We start from the raw sequence: 16,985 nt of genomic DNA, 5'->3' as shown, positions 1-16,985 counted from the left end.
CCTCCCGCTTTCGATACGCCAGCGTACTCAATGCACCGATGTATCGAAAGGGAGCGTGAGCAAGGTCAAGATCGACCCTGTTCAGTGACTCAGTACTTCAGCAAGTGAGTAGCTCAAGAAGCCGCGACGCCGCGCGCTATGACCAGCAACGGCTTGCCCAGCGCCGCCAGCTCGGCCAGCGGATCACCGTCGACCACCAGCAGGTCGGCCGCCAGCCCGGGCTCCAGCCGGCCCGTGACCGCGCCCAGGCCGAGGCCCGCCGCGCTGTCCTCGGTGGCGATCTCGAGGATCCGCCGCCGCGAGAAGCCGAGCCATTCGTACAGCTCCAGCGCGCCCACGGGGTCGTCGAACGTCGAGCCGGGCAGGCCCGCGTCGGTGCCCGAGAGCAGGCGCACGCCGTGTTCCTCCAGCCACGGCAGCCGCCCGTAGACGCGCCGTGCGAGCTCCTCGCCCATGCGCTCGACCATCATCCGCCAGTTGCGGCTGCTCGTGGAGCACGCCGAGACGCCGCCCTTGGCCATGCGGCGCGCGACCTCCGGGCGCAGGTCGGTCTGCTGCGGGCCGGTCATGAACGTGCAGTGCTCGATCGTCGAGACACCGGCCTCGACGCAGTCGGCGATCGCGCCGGCGCCGTGGGCGTGCGCGGCGACCGGCAGCCCGCGCCGCGCGGCCTGCGAGACGACCACACCGAGCTGCCGCGCGTCGAACTGCGACTCCCACATCTGGGCGCCACCCGGCGTGATCTGGCCGCCGCCCGCCATCACCTTGATCACGTCGGCGCCCGCGGCCGCGTTGGCGTCGATCCGCGCGCGGATCTCGGCGTCGGAGGAGACCACGCCGCCGAAGAAGTGGCAGTGTCCATCCGGGACGGTCAGCGGCGGCCCGGCCGCGAGCACCCGCGGTCCGCCGGCCGGCTTCACCACGGTGCGGCCGCCGAGGTCGCGCACGGTCGTGACGCCGCTGCGCAGCAGTTGCCCGAGCCGTTCCTCCGCGCCGTTCGCGACATCGGTGTCATCACCGGCCAGGAAGTTCGGCAGCATCTCGCGCGTGGCGTCGAAACACAGGTGCACGTGGGAGTTGAACAGCCCCGCCAGCACGGTCGCGTCCGGGAAGTCGCGCACCACGGGGTCGACGGCCGCCGCGGCCACCTCGTCGGGCCGGCCGACCGCGACGATCTCGCCGTCGCGCACCAGCACGGCGCCACCGTCGATCGGGGTCGAGGGCCGGGGCAGCACCCGGGCCGCCGTGATCAGGGTGTCCACGTTCAGTTTTCCTTTCCCACAAGCGTTGCCGACAGCGACAGCAGCGGTCGCACGTCCGATTCCAGGTCCGCGCCGCCGCCCGGCAACACGAGCTTGGCCCGCCCGTCGCTCGCTTCACCCGAGGCCTGGCGGGCCAGCGCGGTCCGCAGTGCCGCGGCCGCGGCGGAGGGATCGTCGGCCGCGAGCGAGGCCAGGTCCGTCTCCAGGTACGGGCTCAGCTGCACCAGCCCGTCGCGGATCTCGATCACGCGCCGGTAATAGCGGCGGTGCACGGCGAACCGGTCGCGCAGGCTGTTGCCCGGCGGCGTCCGCAGCACGATGCTCGGGTACGCGGCCACCAGCAGCGTCCACAGTGGAGCGAGCCGGTGGTGGTCGGCCCGGTGCCTGCGCCGCCGGACCACAGCCGCCACGCGAGCCCGTACGCCGGGATAGGTGATGCCCGCGAGGAACAGCACGCTGCCGAGGATCACCAGCGGCACCCCGAGCCACAGCAACGCCGGCACGGTCACGTCGAACACCCACGCCAGCACCAGGTAGATCGCCCGCAACACGCTGCCGGCGGCCGCCGCGACGAGGCTCGCCGCACCGATGCGCAGACCCGTGCGCAGGTGCGGGTCGGCCACGCGCTGGTAGCGCACGATCCACACCGCACACGCCGTGATCGCGTAGATCAGGTACGCCCCGCCACTGAAGTAGAACAACGCGATCCCGGGCTCGTGCACCGTGCCCGGCCCGAGCGCGGCGCCCCGCAGCGGCACCGGCGTGATCGCCACCGCGAACGTCATCACGGCGATCGCAGCCGCCAGCGGCACGAGCTCCAGCGCGACGCGGCGCGCCTGGCGCGGGCCGAGCGCGGAGCCGAGGAAGAAGATCAGCAGCGAGCAGACGCCGGACGAGAGCAGCACGTTGTTCGCCAGTCGCGCGCCACCCGGCGCGGTCAGGCCGTCGAACCACGTGGTGACCCCGCGTTGCTGCGCGAGGAACGCCAGCGCGAACGCGGCGATCGTGACCGTGACGGCCCAGTTCGGCAGCCGTGGCGAGCGCGCCAGCTGGAAGAGGCGCCAGGCGAGCGCCGCGGCGAAGAGGACGAAGATGGCAGCGGTCACAGCCAGCCCTGGTGGTCGCCCAACGTACCTTGGATGCGCCGCAGGTCGTGGTCGGCCGCGGCGCGCGGGATCGTGTAGTTCAGCACCGACGCCCACTCGAGGATGATCGTGGCGACCGTCTCGGCCTCCCACTCGTGGGCCTCGTCGTAGGAGGTGCGGCGCAACGCGCGGCGCACGGCGTCCCCGTCGAGGCTTTCCACGGCCGGACCCCGCAGAAAATCGGCCGGTTCCGCGTCTCCGCCCGGTTCGTGGTCGGCGAGCAGGTGGCCGAGCTCGTGCAGGATGATGTGGTCCTGGTGGGCTTTCGTGGTTTCCTGCTGGAAGAAGATGTAGTCGGCCGAGGCGGTCGCGATCCAGCAGCCGAACGGGCCGGGGACTTCGAGCGGGTAGGCCATGAGCCGGATCGGGCGGTCGCGGCGCTCGCCGAGGCGTTCGCAGAGCTGCCCGACGTCGAGCGGCGGGCTGATGTCGAGGTCTTTCAGCAGCCGCCGGCAGCGTTTGCGGAGTTCGCGTTCCTTCACGGCCCGCTGGGGCCTTCCCGTTCGGCGCGCTCGTAGCGCTCGACGAGATCGAGCAGGTCCATCACCTGGCGCCTGCCCTGCGGCGAGAGCTCCTGCGCGCGCATGGCCATCAGCTTGGCCTCGACGGCCGGGGCGTCTCCGGAGGCGCGCTCGTCCTCGTCGTCGAAGAAGTAGGTGACCGGCACGCCGAACAGCTTCGCCAGCGCCTCGACGTAGTGGATCTTCGGGTTGATCCGCTTTCCGGTCGCCAGCTGCTGCAGGTACGCCGGGGACATCGCGGGCCCGCCCGCGCGTTCGATCGCCGCCGACATCTCCCGGTAGCTGTGCGGTGCGCGGCCGTCCGCCCGGGACGAGTCGATGAGCGTGCTCAGCTTCTCCGCGAAGGTGCGTCGCCGTGGCATCACCGCCCCCTTCTCCCTTGTCCGGATAGTACTGTGCCGTCTGTTGCCGATCCGACCACAGCGACGGCGGGAATGGTTGCCGGACGCGGGAGCGTCCGGCTCGGTGCCCGCCTGCTTTCGGCCGGATTGGTGACGGCGGGTCTACTGTACGCACTTGTTGACACCACCTGTATGCAGTGGTTTACAGTGGCCCGCGTCCCGCTTCGGACACGTCCGCACTCTGGGGGTGTTCGGAACCCGGAGCGGGATCTTGTCCTGCGCCTGGCTCGCCGTGATCAGCCATTTGTAGTACGCTTGAGTGGTCAAGGTTGATCGCCTCGTTGCGAACCCTTGATCTGGCCTGTTGCCGGAGGTCGACCCCCAGGGCTTCCGGTGACAGGCCCCTTACTTTTCCAGGGCCGGGTCTTCGGTGGCCCGTCTATGGGGCCTGCCTGTGAGCGGGTCAGCCCATGAGTGTCGCGGCCACTGTCGCGCCCAGCTCCTGCAACGCTTCCAGCGCGGCCTTGTCGGGTTCCCCCGTGAGCAGCACGGGGTCCGCCACCTGTGTCCAGCCCAGCCCCGTGGTGATCGACGCGAGCTGGCGCGCGGTGCCGGCCGTGTCGTTGTTCCCGTGCACGTACGCGCCGAACGGACGGCCGCGCGTCGAGTCGAGGCACGGGTAGTAGACGGTGTCGAAGAAGTGTTTGAGGGCGCCGCTCATGCTGCCGAGGTTCGCGGGTGTGCCGAGCAGATAGCCGTCGGCGGCCAGCACGTCGGCCGCGGTCGCGCCGAGCGCGGGGCGGCGGACGACGTCGACGCCCTCGATGTCCGGGTGCTTCGCACCGGCGAGCACGGCTTCGAACATCGCCTGCATCGACGGCGATGGGGTGTGGTGCACGAGTAACAGCGTGGCCATGAGCGCAGCCTGCCACTTGTGCCCTTGTCCACGCGCGGGCAGGCTGGGTCCGGTGATGGGGGACAGACTGCGGCCCCAGCTTGCGGTGGCCGCATTCGTACTGCTCGGCTTGGCCGGGCTCGTCAGCACGCTCTCGCTGGTCTTCGCCGCGTTCGCCGACGCGATCTTCGCGCCCGGCGGCTGGACCAGCGAGGTGGACCGGCTGTGGCCGTGGATGGTGCCCGCGGTGGTCGGCCTGCTCGCCGCCATCCTCTCGCGGCGGCGGGAGTTCATCGCGGCGTTCGTGGTGCTGCTGCTGGTCGACGTCGCCGGCCTGCTCGGGCCGAGCCTGCTGGGCCGGGACCCGGTACCCGGGCCCCCGACCGCGGTCAGCTCAGCAACGTGTTCATGTCCTCCCGCACCGCGCTGAGCCGGGCGGACGCGGTTTCGCGCGCCGCCGCGAGGTCACCGGTCACCGGTGTGACCACCTGCAGGTAGGCCTTCAGCTTCGGCTCGGTGCCCGACGGGCGGATCACCACGCGCAGGCCGTCGCCGCGCAGCCGCAGCACGTCGGCGTCGGGCAGGAGGTCTTCCTGCGTGACAGGTGTGCCGCCGAGTGTCACCGGCGGCTCGGCGCGCAGGGCCGCCATCAGCCTGCCGCGCACGGCAAGGTCGGTGACCCGCAAGGAAACCTGGTCCGTCAGGTGCACGCCGTGGCCGGTGGCGATGTCGTCGAGCACGTCGAGGGGCGTGCGGCCCGCGGCCTTGAGCGCCGCGGCGAACCCGGCGGCGAACACGGAGGCGGCGATGCCGTCCTTGTCCCGCACGAAACCCGGGTTCACGCAGAGGCCGAGCGCTTCCTCGTAGGCGAAGATCAGGCCTTCGCCCGCGCGCACCAGCCACTTGAAGCCGGTGAGCGTCTCGGCGTAGCGCGCGCCCGCGGCCTTTGCCAGCTCGCCGAGCAGCGAGGACGACACGATGGTGGTGGCCACGAGCGGGTCGGGAGTGTCCGTTGTGGACAGCACGTGCGAGCCGAGCAGCACGCCCGTCTCATCGCCGCGCAGCATGCGCCACTCGCCGTCGCGGCCGCGCACGCCGAGAGCGCAGCGGTCGGCGTCCGGGTCGAGCGCCACGGCGAGGTCGGCGTCCACTTCGGACGCGAGCGCCAGCAGCAGGTCGGTGGCGCCGGGTTCCTCGGGGTTGGGGAACGAGACGGTGGGGAAGTCGGCGTCGGGCCGCGACTGCTCGGCGACGAAGTGCACGTCGGTGAACCCCGCCTGCGTGAGCGCCGCTTCCAGCGTCGCCGCGCCGACGCCGTGCAACGCGGTGGCGGCGATCCGCAGCTCGCGCTCCGGGCTCCGGGGCAGGTTCGCGACGTCGGCGAGGTACGCGGCGCGCGGGTCGACGACCTCGGCGCCGGGTGCGCGCGGCACGTCGACCGCGGCGGGCGCGGCCTGGATGGCGTGCTCGATCTCGCCGTCGGACGGCGGCACGATCTGGCCACCGGTGCTGTCGTAGAGCTTGTACCCGTTGTCCGCGGGCGGGTTGTGCGACGCGGTGATCTGGATTCCGGCGATCGCGTCGTAGTGCTTCACCGAGTACGCGAGTAGCGGCGTCGGCAACGGCAGCGGCATCGTCTTCACGGCGAAGCCCGCCGCGGTGAGCACCTCGGCGGCCGCCTGCGCGAACGCTTCCGACCCGTGCCGCGCGTCGCGCCCGACCACGACCACGCCACCTGCGAGGCCCTTGTCGGTGAGCCACTGCGCGACGCCCGCGGTGGTCCGCGTGACGACGGCGACGTTCATCCCGTTCGGCCCCGCGCGCACCGGCCCGCGCAACCCGGCCGTGCCGAACTCGAGCGGTCCCGCCATCCGGTCGGCGACGTCGTCTGCCGCGGTGGCGTCGCCGGCGAGGGCGCGGTCGAGCACTTGCCGCAGCTCTTCGCGCGTCGATTGGTCGGGGTCCTCGGCGATCCACCGGTAGGCGGCGTCGCGCAGGTCGGGAGTAATCGTGTTCTGCACCGGGTCAGCGTACGGGTTTCGGCCGCCGGACTCCGGCCACGACGAGGGCGAGCAGGGCGTCGGCGCGGTCCGCGTCGTCCTCGGTGGCGAGGGATGTTGCGGGTCGCGCGCGAGCTGGCCGACGGAACCGTGACGTGGCTGGCCGGGCCGCGGACGTCGGGGGAGCACGTCGTGCCGTCGATCGGGACGGCAAGCGGGGCTGCCGGTGTGCGTCACCGCAGAGGAAACCTCGGTACGGCAACGGATTTCGGCGGATTTCGCACTGGCGGCGCGCTCGCCGGAATACCGCGCGGTGTTCGACCGCGAGGGCGTGGCCGGCGCCGGCGACGTCGCGGTGGTGGGCGACGAGGACGCGGTCGCCACTCAGCTCGGCCGGCTGCGTGACGCCGGGGTGACCGAATTCTTCTTTTCGCCGCAAGGATCCCTCGCCGAACAACGGCGAACCATCACGGTCCTTGCGGAATTCACCTGACGGGGCGGCACACAAGTCACTACCGTCGCAGTGGTGCGACTTGTGTTCACCTCCCTCGCGTCCCACGGCCACCTCTACCCCCTGATCCCGCTCGCGGTCGCCGCGCGCGGTGCCGGGCACGACGTCGCCTTCGCGACAGCGGAGGATTTCCATCCGGTGCTCGAAAAGGCGGGCCTGCGCGCCGAGAAGGCCGGCCTGACGATCTACGACGCGTTCGCCGCGAAGTACGCCGGTGACCCGGCCCAGCGCCGGCGGGAGGCGTCGGAGGATGAAATGGCCGAGGTCATCGGCCAGGTGTTCGGCCGCGCGCTGCCCGAGCGCTTTGTCGCCGACCTCGGCGCACTGTTCGAGCGGGAGCGGCCCGACCTGGTGATTTACGAGGTCGGCAACTCCGGCGGCGCGTTCGCGGCCAGGAAGGCCGGCATCCCGGCCATGGGCCACGGATTCGGGCGCGTCTCGGCAGACGGACTGATGACGGAGATCCGCGGCGCCCTCGACGACTACGCCGCCGAACTCGGCATCACCGGCGGAGACCGGCCTTCGTGGGGCAACCCGTTCGTGGACATCTGCCCGCCGTCGGTGCAGTCGCCCGAGTTCATCGCCCGAGCGCGGAGGCTGCCGTTGCGGCCGGTGGGCTGGAGCGAGCCGGGCGACCTGCCCGCGGGGGTCGTGGACCACGGCCGCCCGCTCGTCTACCTCACGCTCGGCACCACGCCGATGAGTCAGGCGCACATCCTCACCGCGGCGATCACCGGGCTCGCGGCGCTCGACGTCGACGTGCTGGTGGCGACCGGACCGTCGGTCGACGTCGCTTCACTCGGCGAGGTGCCGGCCAACGTGCGGCTCGAAGCGTGGGTGCCGCAGTCGGAACTGCTGCCGCACGTCGACCTCGTCGTGCACCACGGCGGCAGCGGTACGACGATGGGCGCGTTTTCCGCCGGGGTGCCGCAGCTCGTGCTGCCGCAGGGCGCCGACCAGTTCACCAACGCCGAAGCCGTCGCCGGGTCTGGCGTTGGCGAGCGCCTGCTGGGCAACGCGGTGACGGCCGAGGCAGTGCGGGAGAGCGCGCGGCGGCTTCTGGCGGACTCGACGGTGGCCGACGCCGTGCGGGCATTGGCGGCGGAGGTGGCGGCGATGCCGTCGCCGGACGAGGTTGCCGCGCAGCTGCCCGACTACGTCTGACGACGGGTGAAGGGCACCTCGCGTTCGAGGTGCCCTTCACCGCACGTCGTCACGCGCGGGCGATGAGCTCCTTGAGCAGCGAACCCATGCGCGTGGCCGCTTGTCGGCCGGCTTCGAGGACCTCTTTGTGGTTGAGCGGCTCGCCCGTCATGCCGGCGGCGAGGTTGGTGACGAGCGACAGCCCGAACACCTCGACCCCGGCGGCGCGGGCTGCGATGGCCTCCAGAACCGTCGACATGCCGACGAGGTCCGCGCCCATCGTGCGCAGCATGCGGATCTCGGCGGGCGTCTCGAAGTGGGGGCCGGTGAGGCCGGCGTAGACGCCTTCCTCCAGCGAACCGTCGATCTCCTTCGCGAGACCGCGCAGGCGGGCGGAGTAGAGGTCGGTGAGGTCCACGAAGTTCGCGCCGACGATCGGCGAGCGGGCCGTGAGGTTGAGGTGGTCGGAGATCAGCACCGGCTGCCCGACGCTGAAGCCCTCGCGTACGCCGCCGGCAGCGTTGGTGAGCAGCACGGTGCGCGCGCCGGCCGCCGCGGCGGTGCGCACGTTGTGCACCACCGGGTCGATGCCCTTGCCCTCGTAGAAGTGCGTGCGGCCCAGCAGCACCAGTGCGCGCTTGTCGCCGATCTTCAGCGACCGGGCGGTCCCGCTGTGCCCCACGGCGCCGGGAGTGGTGAAACCGGGCAGCTCGCCGAACGGGATCTCCGCCTCGGCCGTCCCGATCACGTCCGCGGCCGGGCGCCAGCCCGAGCCCAGCACCACGGCGATGTCGTGCTTCTCGACGCCGGTCCGCTCGGCGATGGCGGCCGCGGCCGCTTCCTCGTGGTTGGTCATGGCGCCGAGCGTATCCGGGCACTGCGCAGCGCCAGGAACACCACCAGCCCGAACGGAGACAGAAAAATCGTCAGCACCAGCACCGGGCTGACCTGCCACCACGGGATCCCCCGCTCCCGCGCCTCGAAGAACATCCACCGCCCGAGGAACAGGTCGAACGCGATCAGCTGCGCCCACAGCAACGCCGCCCCCGCCGACGACCCCGCAAACGCTTGCAGCAGGGCGAGGTCCGGCCGGCTCACCGCCTGCCACAGCTGTCCGAAGTGCGGGATCGCGATGGCGAAGTAACACGCCAAGGGCAGCAGCGGCACCCACGGCGAAGCCATGATCTGCCGCGTCCGCCGCCAGGTGGGGGCGAAGATCATCAGCGCCCAGAAGGGCGTCGCGAGGGGGAAGGTCCAGGTGAACAACTGCTGGGTCATCGCACGAGCTCCCGATGGGTTGGGCGGCCCGCCGACCGCGCGGCGGCCCGGCCGGCGCGCCGCCGCGGAGTGCGGGCGGCGGAGGGTGCCTCGCCGCCGCCGAAGGTGACGGTGAACGCGGTCATCGCACGAGCTCGCGGGTCGGGCGATACACCGAGGCGAAGCCGCCCAACGCCACCGCGACGAGCAGGGCGCCTGCGGCCGCGAGGGTCGCAGCGGTGGGGTGGATCAGCGACTCGCCGCGCAACGCCTGCCAGGTCACGAGGGCGACCAGGCCCGCGTAGCCGAATGTCGCGACCCACACCAGCCGGACACGAACCGCACTGTCGCGAAGCCGCGGCACCCGCGTGGCGAGCAGGCCCAGCCCCAGGGCAACCAGCGGCAGCAGTTGCAGCGCGTGCATCCCCGTGAAGTGCGGGATGCGCAGGTCGCCGCCGGTGGTGCTCCAGCCGAGGATGGGCAGGCCGGGGCCGCCGTCGGGGACGCCGACGCTGTGGGCGCCGACGAGGGCCGACACGCCGGTCGCGTTCAACGCCTGCTGCTGGGCGGCCGTCGGGCCGGTCATGAGCGCGCCGAGGCCGATGCCGATCAGTGAGATGACCGCTCCGGTGCGGACGGCCCAGTGGGTGGCGCGGTCTTCGAGGCGCGTGAACATCAGGAGCACGGTGAGCACGAGCGTCGCGATCCAGATGGTGGCGACCATGCCGCCCATGAGCTGGAACAGCGTGTTGTCCAGGGGTGTCGCGTTGTTGAAGTGGCTGGGCCGGCCGCGCACCGCCTGGAAGACCATCACCACGTACTCGGCGGCGAACAACACGATCACCACACTCGTGGCGCGTGCGCGGTCCGGCGGAAGCGCGGCAGCAGCGACACCAGCCAGCCCCACGTGAAGAAGTACAGCGCACCCGAAATGGCGAACTTCAGCAGCTTCGCCCACACGGGTGCGCCGAGCACCGTGCGCTGATCCACCACCATCGCGACGACGCAGGCCAGCGCGGTGACGACGAGCCCCGCCGCGAAGAGCGTGGACGGCCGGTGCCAGGTGTTCGTTCGGCTCGGAAGCAAGGTCATGGTGCCCTCCCAGGATGGATAGTCACAGTATCCATTATGGAAAGCTAGACTATCCAAGCTGAGAAGTCCTCAGGGATGTCCCTGAAATGACCCGAGTCCTGAACTGACCCGAGTCCCGAGTTCAAGGGAGTTGATGCGGCCGTGCGGATGGCCGAACTGAGCGCCGAGTCCGGCATGCCGGTCGCGACGATCAAGTACTACCTGCGCGAAGGCCTGCTCCACCCGGGCGAGCGCACCAGCCCCAACCAGGCGCGCTACGGCGACGAGCACGTGCAGCGCCTCAAGCTCATCCGCGCGTTGCTCGACGTCGGCGGCCTGTCGGTGTCCACCGTCGGCGGCGTGCTCGCGGCCATCGACGCGGGCGAGCCCACCAATGAGGTCCTCGGCGTCACCCAGCGCGCCCTCGTGGGCGGCACGACCGACGTCGACGAGGAGGCCCGCGCGTGGGCGCTGAACCTGCTGGAAAAGCTGACCGCCGCCCACGGCTGGAAGTTCGCGCCCGAGCACCCCGCGGCGCCCGGGCTGATCACCACGCTGTGCACGATCCGCGCGCTCGGTCACCCCGCCCTGCTGGACCGCATCGAGGACTACGCCACGCTCGCCGACCGCATCGCCGAGGTCGACCTCGACACGCTCGCCGCGCAGCCGTCGCTGGACCGGATCGTGGAGGCGGCCGTGGTCGGCACGGTGCTCGGCGACCGGCTGTTCGCGGGCCTGCGCCGCCTCGCGCAGGCGGCGGAGTCGGGCCGGCGCTACCCGGGCGGCCTGGGCTGAGGCCCTACTGGTCGCCCGGGAACGACAGCGTCTGCTTGATCCGGTCCCACGTTGCGGCGCCGTCGGGCTCGATCTCCGGCGGCACAGTGAGCGAGACGGCCCACAGCGACTCGCCCGAGGTCTTCAGCAAGGCGAAGGTCGTGCGGGTGATCGAGGAATCGGGGCCGTTCTGCGCGGAATCGCCGTGCTCCACGGTGCGGTAGATCATCTCGGTCCCGGAGCCGGTCTGCTCGGGGACCTTGGCGAAGGCGAACCCGCCCGGGTCCGCCGAGGCTCGCAGGCTCACCTCGTAGGTCGAGACGTCGTGCTTCCTGAGGAAGTTCGGGAAGCGTTCGATGCGCAACGACTGGTGCCCGTCCGGCGACACGTACTGCACCACCGTGGACGATCCGACGATGTTCGACGACCGTCCGGCGATGAAGCGCTGCCAGCCTTCCGGCACCGAGACGACGTACTCGGTGTCGCGCGTGGCGTTGGCCGTTTCGCTCGCTTTGCCGCGCTGCTCCACCAGCTTCACCTCTTGCGGCGGCACCGTCGTGCCCGGCGCACCGGCGGAGGCCGCGCTGCCGGCGGGCGGGATCAGCGACTGCCCGCTGATCAGGCGCGCCAGCGCGAACCCGCCGACACCGGCGACCAGGAACAGCACCACCGCTGCGACGGCCAGCAACGCCGACGACCGCGGGTTGCGTCGCGGCGAAGCAGAAGCAACCGGAGCGGCGACAACAGGAGCCGGAGCGGCGCCCTGCCGCAGGAACGGCAACGGACCCGGGTCCGCCGCCAGTGCGCCACTGGCCTCCGACTTCTTTTCGGTCGGTGCCACCGTCTCCAAGACCTGCGTGTCGGTCGCGTCGAGCTGCGCCGAAGTCTTCTTCCCGTCCGGCGTGCGGAACAGCTCCGGTCCGAACAGGTCCAGCGCCGTCTTGCCCTGCAACGGGTACAGCCGGTGACGCACCTCGCGCAGCGAGATCCGCTTCTCCGGCTCCTTCTTCATCAACGCGGCGATCACGTCGGCCAGCGGGCCCGGCTTCGGCTTGGGCACCGAGCCGTTCACGACCTTGCCGACTGTCTCCAGTGGATCGCCGTCCGCGTCGTACGGCGGCGCGCCCTCGACGGCCGCGAACAGTGTCGCGCCCAGGCCCCACAGGTCGGCCGCCGGCGTGACCGCGCCGCCCGACGCGACCTCCGGCGCGATGTAGGCGGGCGAACCGAGCATGATCCCGGTGCGGGTCATCGTGGCTTCGGAGACGTTGCGCGCGATGCCGAAGTCGGTGAGCTTGATCCGCCCGTCTCCGGCCACGAGCACGTTGCCCGGCTTCACGTCGCGGTGCGTGATGCCCGCGTCGTGCGCCGCTTCGAGCGCGGCGGCGACGGCGATGCCGACGGCGGCCGCCTGCTCCACGTTCAACGGCCCGTGGTCGCGCAGGATGTGCGCGAGGCTGCGCGAGGGCAGCAGCTCCATGACCACGAACGGTTCGTTGTTGTCGCGCGCGACGTCGTGAAGGATGATCACGTTCGGGTGGGACAGCACTGCGATCGCGCGCGCCTCGCGCAGCGTCCGCTCACGCAACTCGTCCGCTTGCGACGCCGGGACGCCCGGCGGCAGCTTCATCTCCTTGACGGCCACCGGCCGGTGGAGGAACTCGTCGTAGGCCGACCACACCGTGCCCATCGACCCCGAGCCGAGCACGGATCGCAGCCGGTAGCGCCCGGCGACCACACGGGACTGCGGCTCGGCTGCGCTCGATGGTGCTGGGCTCGGCTCTTCCTTCGAGGAGGACACCCCCTGATTGTGTCGTAAGGCAGCGACACTGTTCGACCCAGTGTGCAAGACCTGCCCACCCGTGTTCCGCGGATACCCCCGAACACTCTGGTGGGGCGACTAGAGTCACAGGTGCCGGCACTGGCGTGCCTCTACCATCACTGGGTATGACGAACGTGGCTGGGCCGGAGTCGGTGCCGATCTCCGAAGCTGAGCTCGCGCTGGCGGCCGAGTTTCCGGCCGCTGACCGGGCCCGGTGGCAGGAACTCGTGGCGGGAGTGCTGCGCAAGAGCGGCCGCCTGCCGGAGGACTTCGCGGGCGCGCCGGAGAGCAAACTCGTCACCCACACGTACGACGGCATCGACATCCAGCCGCTGTACACGCGCGAAGACGCCGTCGGCGAGCCCGGCTATCCGGGACTGCCGCCGTTCGTCCGCGGCGCGCGGCCCGAAGGCGTGATCGGCACCGGGTGGGACGTGCGCGTGCGCCACCTGCGGGCCGACGCCAAGGCCACCAACACCGCGATCCTCGCCGACCTCGAAGGCGGCGCCACGTCCGTGTGGCTGCGCGTCGGCGGCGAAGCGCTCCCGCTCGACGCGCTGGCCGACGCGCTCAACGAGGTCTACCTCGACCTGGCGCCGGTGGTCCTCGACGCCGGCGCGGAGTACGCCGCCGCGGCCGACGCTCTGCTGGACGTGTTGGCCGAGCGTGAAATTCCGCCCAGCGAGGCGGTCGCCGTGCTCGGCGCGGACCCGATCGGCGTCGGTGCGCGGGCGGGCGAAGCGCTGCCTGTCGCCCCTGCCGCCGAGCTGGCCGCGCGCGTCGCCGCGAAGTACCCGAAGGTGCGCACGCTCGTGGCCGACGGCCTGCCGTTCCACGAGGCCGGCGGTTCCGACGCGCAGGAGCTGGGCGCGACGATCGCCGTCGGTGTCGCGTACCTGCGGGCGCTGACCGAAGCTGGTCTGGACGTCTCTGCCGCGGCCGGGCAGCTGGAGTTCCGCCTGGCCGCCACGGCCGACCAGTTCCTCACCATCGCCAAGTTCCGCGCCGCCCGCCGGCTGTGGGACCGCGTGCTCGAAGTTTCGGGTGCGCCCGCCGCCGCGCGTGGTATGCACCAGCACGCCGTGACCTCGCCCGCGATGCTGACGCAGCGCGACCCGTGGGTGAACATGCTGCGCACCACCGTCGCGTGCTTCGCCGCGGGCGTCGGCGGCGCCGACGCCGTGACCGTGCTGCCGTTCGACTCCGCGATCGGCCTGCCCGACGCGTTCTCCGCGCGCATCGCCCGCAACACCAACGCGGTGCTGCTGGAGGAGTCGAAGCTGGGCAGTGTGATCGACCCGGCCGGCGGCTCCTGGTACGTCGAGCAGCTCACCGACGAGCTGGCGAAAGCCGCGTGGACCGAGTTCACCGCGATCGAAGGCGCCGGCGGCGTCGAGGCCGAGCTGGCATCGGGCGCGTTGGCCGCGCGGCTGGCCGCGACGTGGGACAACCGCGCGAAGCGCCTGGCCACGCGCCGAGACCCGATCACCGGCGTGAGCGAGTTCCCGAACCTCACCGAGAAACCCGTGACCAGGGAAGCAGTAAGATCTACTGTGGACGGTGGCCTGCCGCGCCACCGCTACGCCGAAGCGTTCGAGCAGCTGCGCGACGCCTCCGACAAGTACCTGGCCGAGCACGGCGAACGGCCGAAGGTCTTCCTCGCCACGCTCGGTCCCGTCGCCGCGCACACCACGCGCGCCGGGTTCGCCGCGAACCTGTTCCAGGCCGGCGGCCTCGAGGCCGTGAACCCGGGCGCGATCGACGACCTGCCCGGCGCGTTCCGGGAAAGTGGTGCGCGCATCGCGTGCCTCTGCGGCACCGACGCCGCGTACGAAGAGCAGGCGGCCGACGTCGCCGCGTCGCTCGGCGCCGAGACGGTGCTGCTCGCGGGCAAGGCGAGCTACCCGGGTGTGAGCGGCAACGTCTTCGCCGGCTGCGACGCGCTCGAAGTCCTGACCGGCATCCACGTACAGCTGGGAGTGTCAGCATGAGCGCAGCTTGCAAGCGAATCATCGATATTCATGCCGACGCCTCCGGGCCAGTCGGCGTGCAACTCCTCATGGAGGCGTCGGCATGAGCATCCCGAACTTCGCCGACGTGCCGCTCGGCACCCCCGAGCCGGGAGACCGCGCCGCGTGGGCGCAGGCCGTGCAGGAAGCCACCGGCAAGGGCCCCGACGCGCTGGCCTGGGAGACACCCGAGGGCATCGGCGTGAAGCCGGTGTACACGGCCGAGGATCTGTCCGATGTGGACTTCCTGGACACCTACCCGGGCATCGCGCCGTTCCTGCGCGGGCCGTATCCCACGATGTACGTGAACCAGCCGTGGACGATCCGCCAGTACGCCGGGTTCTCCACCGCGCAGGAGTCCAACGCCTTCTACCGCCGCAACCTCGCGGCCGGGCAGAAGGGCCTGTCGGTGGCGTTCGACCTGGCCACCCACCGCGGCTACGACTCCGACCACCCGCGCGTGTCCGGCGACGTCGGCATGGCGGGCGTGGCGATCGACTCGATCTACGACATGCGCCAGCTCTTCGACGGCATCCCGCTCGACAAGATGAGCGTGTCGATGACGATGAACGGCGCCGTGCTGCCGGTGCTGGCGCTGTACGTGGTCGCGGCGGAGGAGCAGGGGGTGAAACCGGAGCAGCTCGCGGGGACGATCCAGAACGACATCCTCAAGGAGTTCATGGTCCGCAACACCTACATCTATCCGCCGCAGCCCTCGATGCGGGTCATCTCCGACATCTTCGCGTTCACCTCGCAGCACATGCCGAAGTACAACTCGATCTCGATCTCCGGCTACCACATGCAGGAGGCCGGGGCGACCGCCGACCTGGAGCTGGCGTACACGCTCGCCGACGGCGTCGAGTACATCCGCGCCGGCGTCGACGCGGGGCTGGACGTGGACAAGTTCGCGCCGCGGCTGTCGTTCTTCTGGGCGATCGGCATGAACTTCTTCATGGAGGTCGCGAAGCTTCGGGCGGCTCGGCTGTTGTGGGCGAAGCTGGTGAAGCAGTTCGATCCCAAGAGCGAGAAGTCGCTTTCGCTGCGCACGCACTCGCAGACGTCGGGCTGGTCGCTGACCGCGCAGGACGTCTACAACAACGTGGCGCGCACCTGCGTCGAGGCGATGGCCGCGACCCAGGGTCACACGCAGTCGCTGCACACCAACGCGCTCGACGAGGCGCTCGCGCTGCCCACCGACTTCTCCGCGCGCATCGCCCGCAACACGCAGCTGCTGCTGCAGCAGGAATCGGGCACCACGCGGGTGATCGACCCGTGGGGCGGCAGCGCGTTCGTCGAGAAGCTGACCTACGACCTCGCGCGCAAGGCGTGGGGCCACATCACGGAGGTCGAGAGCGCGGGCGGCATGGCGCGCGCGATCGACGAGGGCATCCCGAAGCTGCGCATCGAGGAGGCCGCCGCGCGCACGCAGGCGCGCATCGACTCCGGCCGCCAGCCCGTGATCGGGGTGAACAAGTACCAGGTCACCGACGACGAGCAGATCGATGTGCTGAAGGTCGACAACGACGGCGTGCGCACCCAGCAGCTGGAGAAGCTGCGGCGGTTGCGCGAGGAGCGTGACTCGGCGGCCACGGAAGACGCGTTGCGGCGGTTGACCGAAGGTGCTCAGGGGGGTGGGAACCTGCTGGCGCTGGCAATCGACGCGGCGCGCGCGAAGGCCACCGTCGGCGAGATCTCCGACGCGCTGGAGAAGATCTGGGGCCGCCACTCCGGGCAGATCCGCACGATCTCCGGCGTGTACCGGGAAGAGGTGGGGAAGTCGGACAACGTCGAGAAGGCGCGCTCGCTGGTCGAGAAGTTCGCCGAGGACGAGGGGCGCCGGCCGCGCATCCTGATCGCGAAGATGGGCCAGGACGGCCACGATCGCGGCCAGAAGGTGATCGCCACCGGCTTCGCCGACCTGGGCTTCGACGTCGACGTCGGCCCGCTGTTCTCCACGCCCGGTGAGGTGGCGCGGCAGGCGTCGGAGGCCGACGTGCACGTGATCGGCGTGTCTTCGCTGGCTGCCGGGCACCTGTCTTTGGTGCCGGCGCTGCGCCACGAGCTCGCCGAACTGGGCCGGTCGGACATCATGGTCGTCGTGGGCGGCGTCATCCCGCCGCAGGACTACGACGAGCTGCGCGCCGCCGGTGCCGCCGCCATCTTCGGGCCCGGCACGGTCATCGCCGACGCGGCGATCGGCCTGCTGGAGCAGCTCGCGCACCAGGAGTCCTGAG

The 16,985-nt window shown here is 71.3% G+C and carries 15 protein-coding genes and 1 pseudogene; 6 read left to right on the top strand and 10 right to left on the bottom strand.

Translation table 11 applies throughout. From position 1 onward, the window contains the following. Positions 1 to 113: 113 nt before the first annotated feature. From AB0383_RS12920 to AB0383_RS12900, 5 genes are all read right to left on the bottom strand, one after another. Entirely contained in the window at positions 114 to 1,262 is a 1,149-nt protein-coding gene (locus tag AB0383_RS12920; protein ID WP_366187072.1) for an amidohydrolase family protein, read from the bottom strand. Between the two features lie 2 nt (positions 1,263 to 1,264). Further along, positions 1,265 to 2,368 (bottom strand): MAB_1171c family putative transporter, encoded by a 1,104-nt coding sequence (locus tag AB0383_RS12915; protein ID WP_366187070.1) that lies wholly within the window; start codon positions 2,366 to 2,368, stop codon positions 1,265 to 1,267. Beyond that, complete coding sequence (locus tag AB0383_RS12910) at positions 2,365 to 2,889, bottom strand: hypothetical protein (RefSeq protein WP_364181557.1); 525 nt, start codon at positions 2,887 to 2,889, stop codon at positions 2,365 to 2,367. The genes AB0383_RS12915 and AB0383_RS12910 overlap by 4 nt, the downstream gene beginning before the upstream one ends. Then, positions 2,886 to 3,290 (bottom strand): helix-turn-helix transcriptional regulator, encoded by a 405-nt coding sequence (locus tag AB0383_RS12905; protein ID WP_366187068.1) that lies wholly within the window; start codon positions 3,288 to 3,290, stop codon positions 2,886 to 2,888. The genes AB0383_RS12910 and AB0383_RS12905 overlap by 4 nt, the downstream gene beginning before the upstream one ends. A gap of 442 nt (positions 3,291 to 3,732) precedes the next feature. Continuing rightward, complete coding sequence (locus tag AB0383_RS12900; RefSeq protein ID WP_360583500.1) at positions 3,733 to 4,185, bottom strand: NAD(P)H-dependent oxidoreductase; 453 nt, start codon at positions 4,183 to 4,185, stop codon at positions 3,733 to 3,735. Positions 4,186 to 4,237: 52 nt separating this feature from the next. Here AB0383_RS12900 and AB0383_RS12895 point away from each other — a divergent pair, with 52 nt between their 5' ends. Then, a complete protein-coding gene (locus AB0383_RS12895; RefSeq protein ID WP_366187065.1) occupies positions 4,238 to 4,594 on the top strand; it encodes a hypothetical protein in 357 nt (118 codons plus the stop codon). On the opposite strand, the gene AB0383_RS12890 is transcribed toward AB0383_RS12895, so the two are convergent. Then, on the bottom strand, positions 4,554 to 6,185 hold the full coding sequence (locus tag AB0383_RS12890; protein WP_366187063.1) for a phospho-sugar mutase: 1,632 nt from the start codon (positions 6,183 to 6,185) through the stop codon (positions 4,554 to 4,556). The genes AB0383_RS12895 and AB0383_RS12890 overlap by 41 nt on opposite strands. A gap of 292 nt (positions 6,186 to 6,477) precedes the next feature. Between AB0383_RS12890 and AB0383_RS12885 the strand changes: the two genes are divergently transcribed. Both AB0383_RS12885 and AB0383_RS12880 read left to right on the top strand, forming a co-directional pair. Continuing rightward, the gene (locus AB0383_RS12885; RefSeq protein ID WP_366187061.1) at positions 6,478 to 6,657 is read left to right on the top strand and encodes a hypothetical protein; all 180 of its coding nucleotides are present in this window, start codon (positions 6,478 to 6,480) and stop codon (positions 6,655 to 6,657) included. Between the two features lie 33 nt (positions 6,658 to 6,690). Next, positions 6,691 to 7,839, top strand: coding sequence for a glycosyltransferase (locus AB0383_RS12880; protein ID WP_366187059.1), 1,149 nt, complete (start codon positions 6,691 to 6,693; stop codon positions 7,837 to 7,839). 49 nt (positions 7,840 to 7,888) lie between these two features. Here the strand turns inward: AB0383_RS12880 and AB0383_RS12875 are convergent, their stop codons facing one another. From AB0383_RS12875 to AB0383_RS12865, 3 genes and pseudogenes are all read right to left on the bottom strand, one after another. Next, positions 7,889 to 8,674: a purine-nucleoside phosphorylase gene (locus tag AB0383_RS12875; RefSeq protein WP_364181542.1), complete on the bottom strand. Its 786-nt coding sequence runs from the start codon at positions 8,672 to 8,674 to the stop codon at positions 7,889 to 7,891. Next, the gene (locus AB0383_RS12870) at positions 8,671 to 9,096 is read right to left on the bottom strand and encodes an ABA4-like family protein (RefSeq protein ID WP_364181539.1); all 426 of its coding nucleotides are present in this window, start codon (positions 9,094 to 9,096) and stop codon (positions 8,671 to 8,673) included. The genes AB0383_RS12875 and AB0383_RS12870 overlap by 4 nt, the downstream gene beginning before the upstream one ends. Positions 9,097 to 9,217: 121 nt before the next feature. Beyond that, a pseudogene (locus AB0383_RS12865) lies at positions 9,218 to 10,167 on the bottom strand (hypothetical protein). Between the two features lie 147 nt (positions 10,168 to 10,314). On the opposite strand from AB0383_RS12865, the gene AB0383_RS12860 reads away from it, so the two are divergent. Then, positions 10,315 to 10,941 (top strand): MerR family transcriptional regulator, encoded by a 627-nt coding sequence (locus tag AB0383_RS12860; protein WP_366187373.1) that lies wholly within the window; start codon positions 10,315 to 10,317, stop codon positions 10,939 to 10,941. A 4-nt stretch (positions 10,942 to 10,945) separates the two neighbouring features. Here the strand turns inward: AB0383_RS12860 and AB0383_RS12855 are convergent, their stop codons facing one another. After that, entirely contained in the window at positions 10,946 to 12,658 is a 1,713-nt protein-coding gene (locus AB0383_RS12855; protein WP_364181849.1) for a serine/threonine-protein kinase, read from the bottom strand. 209 nt (positions 12,659 to 12,867) lie between these two features. Here AB0383_RS12855 and AB0383_RS12850 point away from each other — a divergent pair, with 209 nt between their 5' ends. Beyond that, complete coding sequence (locus AB0383_RS12850) at positions 12,868 to 14,733, top strand: methylmalonyl-CoA mutase subunit beta (RefSeq protein WP_366187056.1); 1,866 nt, start codon at positions 12,868 to 12,870, stop codon at positions 14,731 to 14,733. Between the two features lie 82 nt (positions 14,734 to 14,815). Beyond that, on the top strand, positions 14,816 to 16,984 hold the full coding sequence (gene scpA / locus AB0383_RS12845; protein ID WP_364181530.1) for a methylmalonyl-CoA mutase: 2,169 nt from the start codon (positions 14,816 to 14,818) through the stop codon (positions 16,982 to 16,984). Position 16,985 lies beyond the last annotated feature (1 nt).

This window comes from Amycolatopsis sp. NPDC051373 (assembly GCF_040689465.1).
Classification (GTDB): Bacteria; Actinomycetota; Actinomycetes; order Mycobacteriales; family Pseudonocardiaceae; genus Amycolatopsis.
This window is presented reverse-complemented; position numbering and strand designations above follow the sequence as displayed.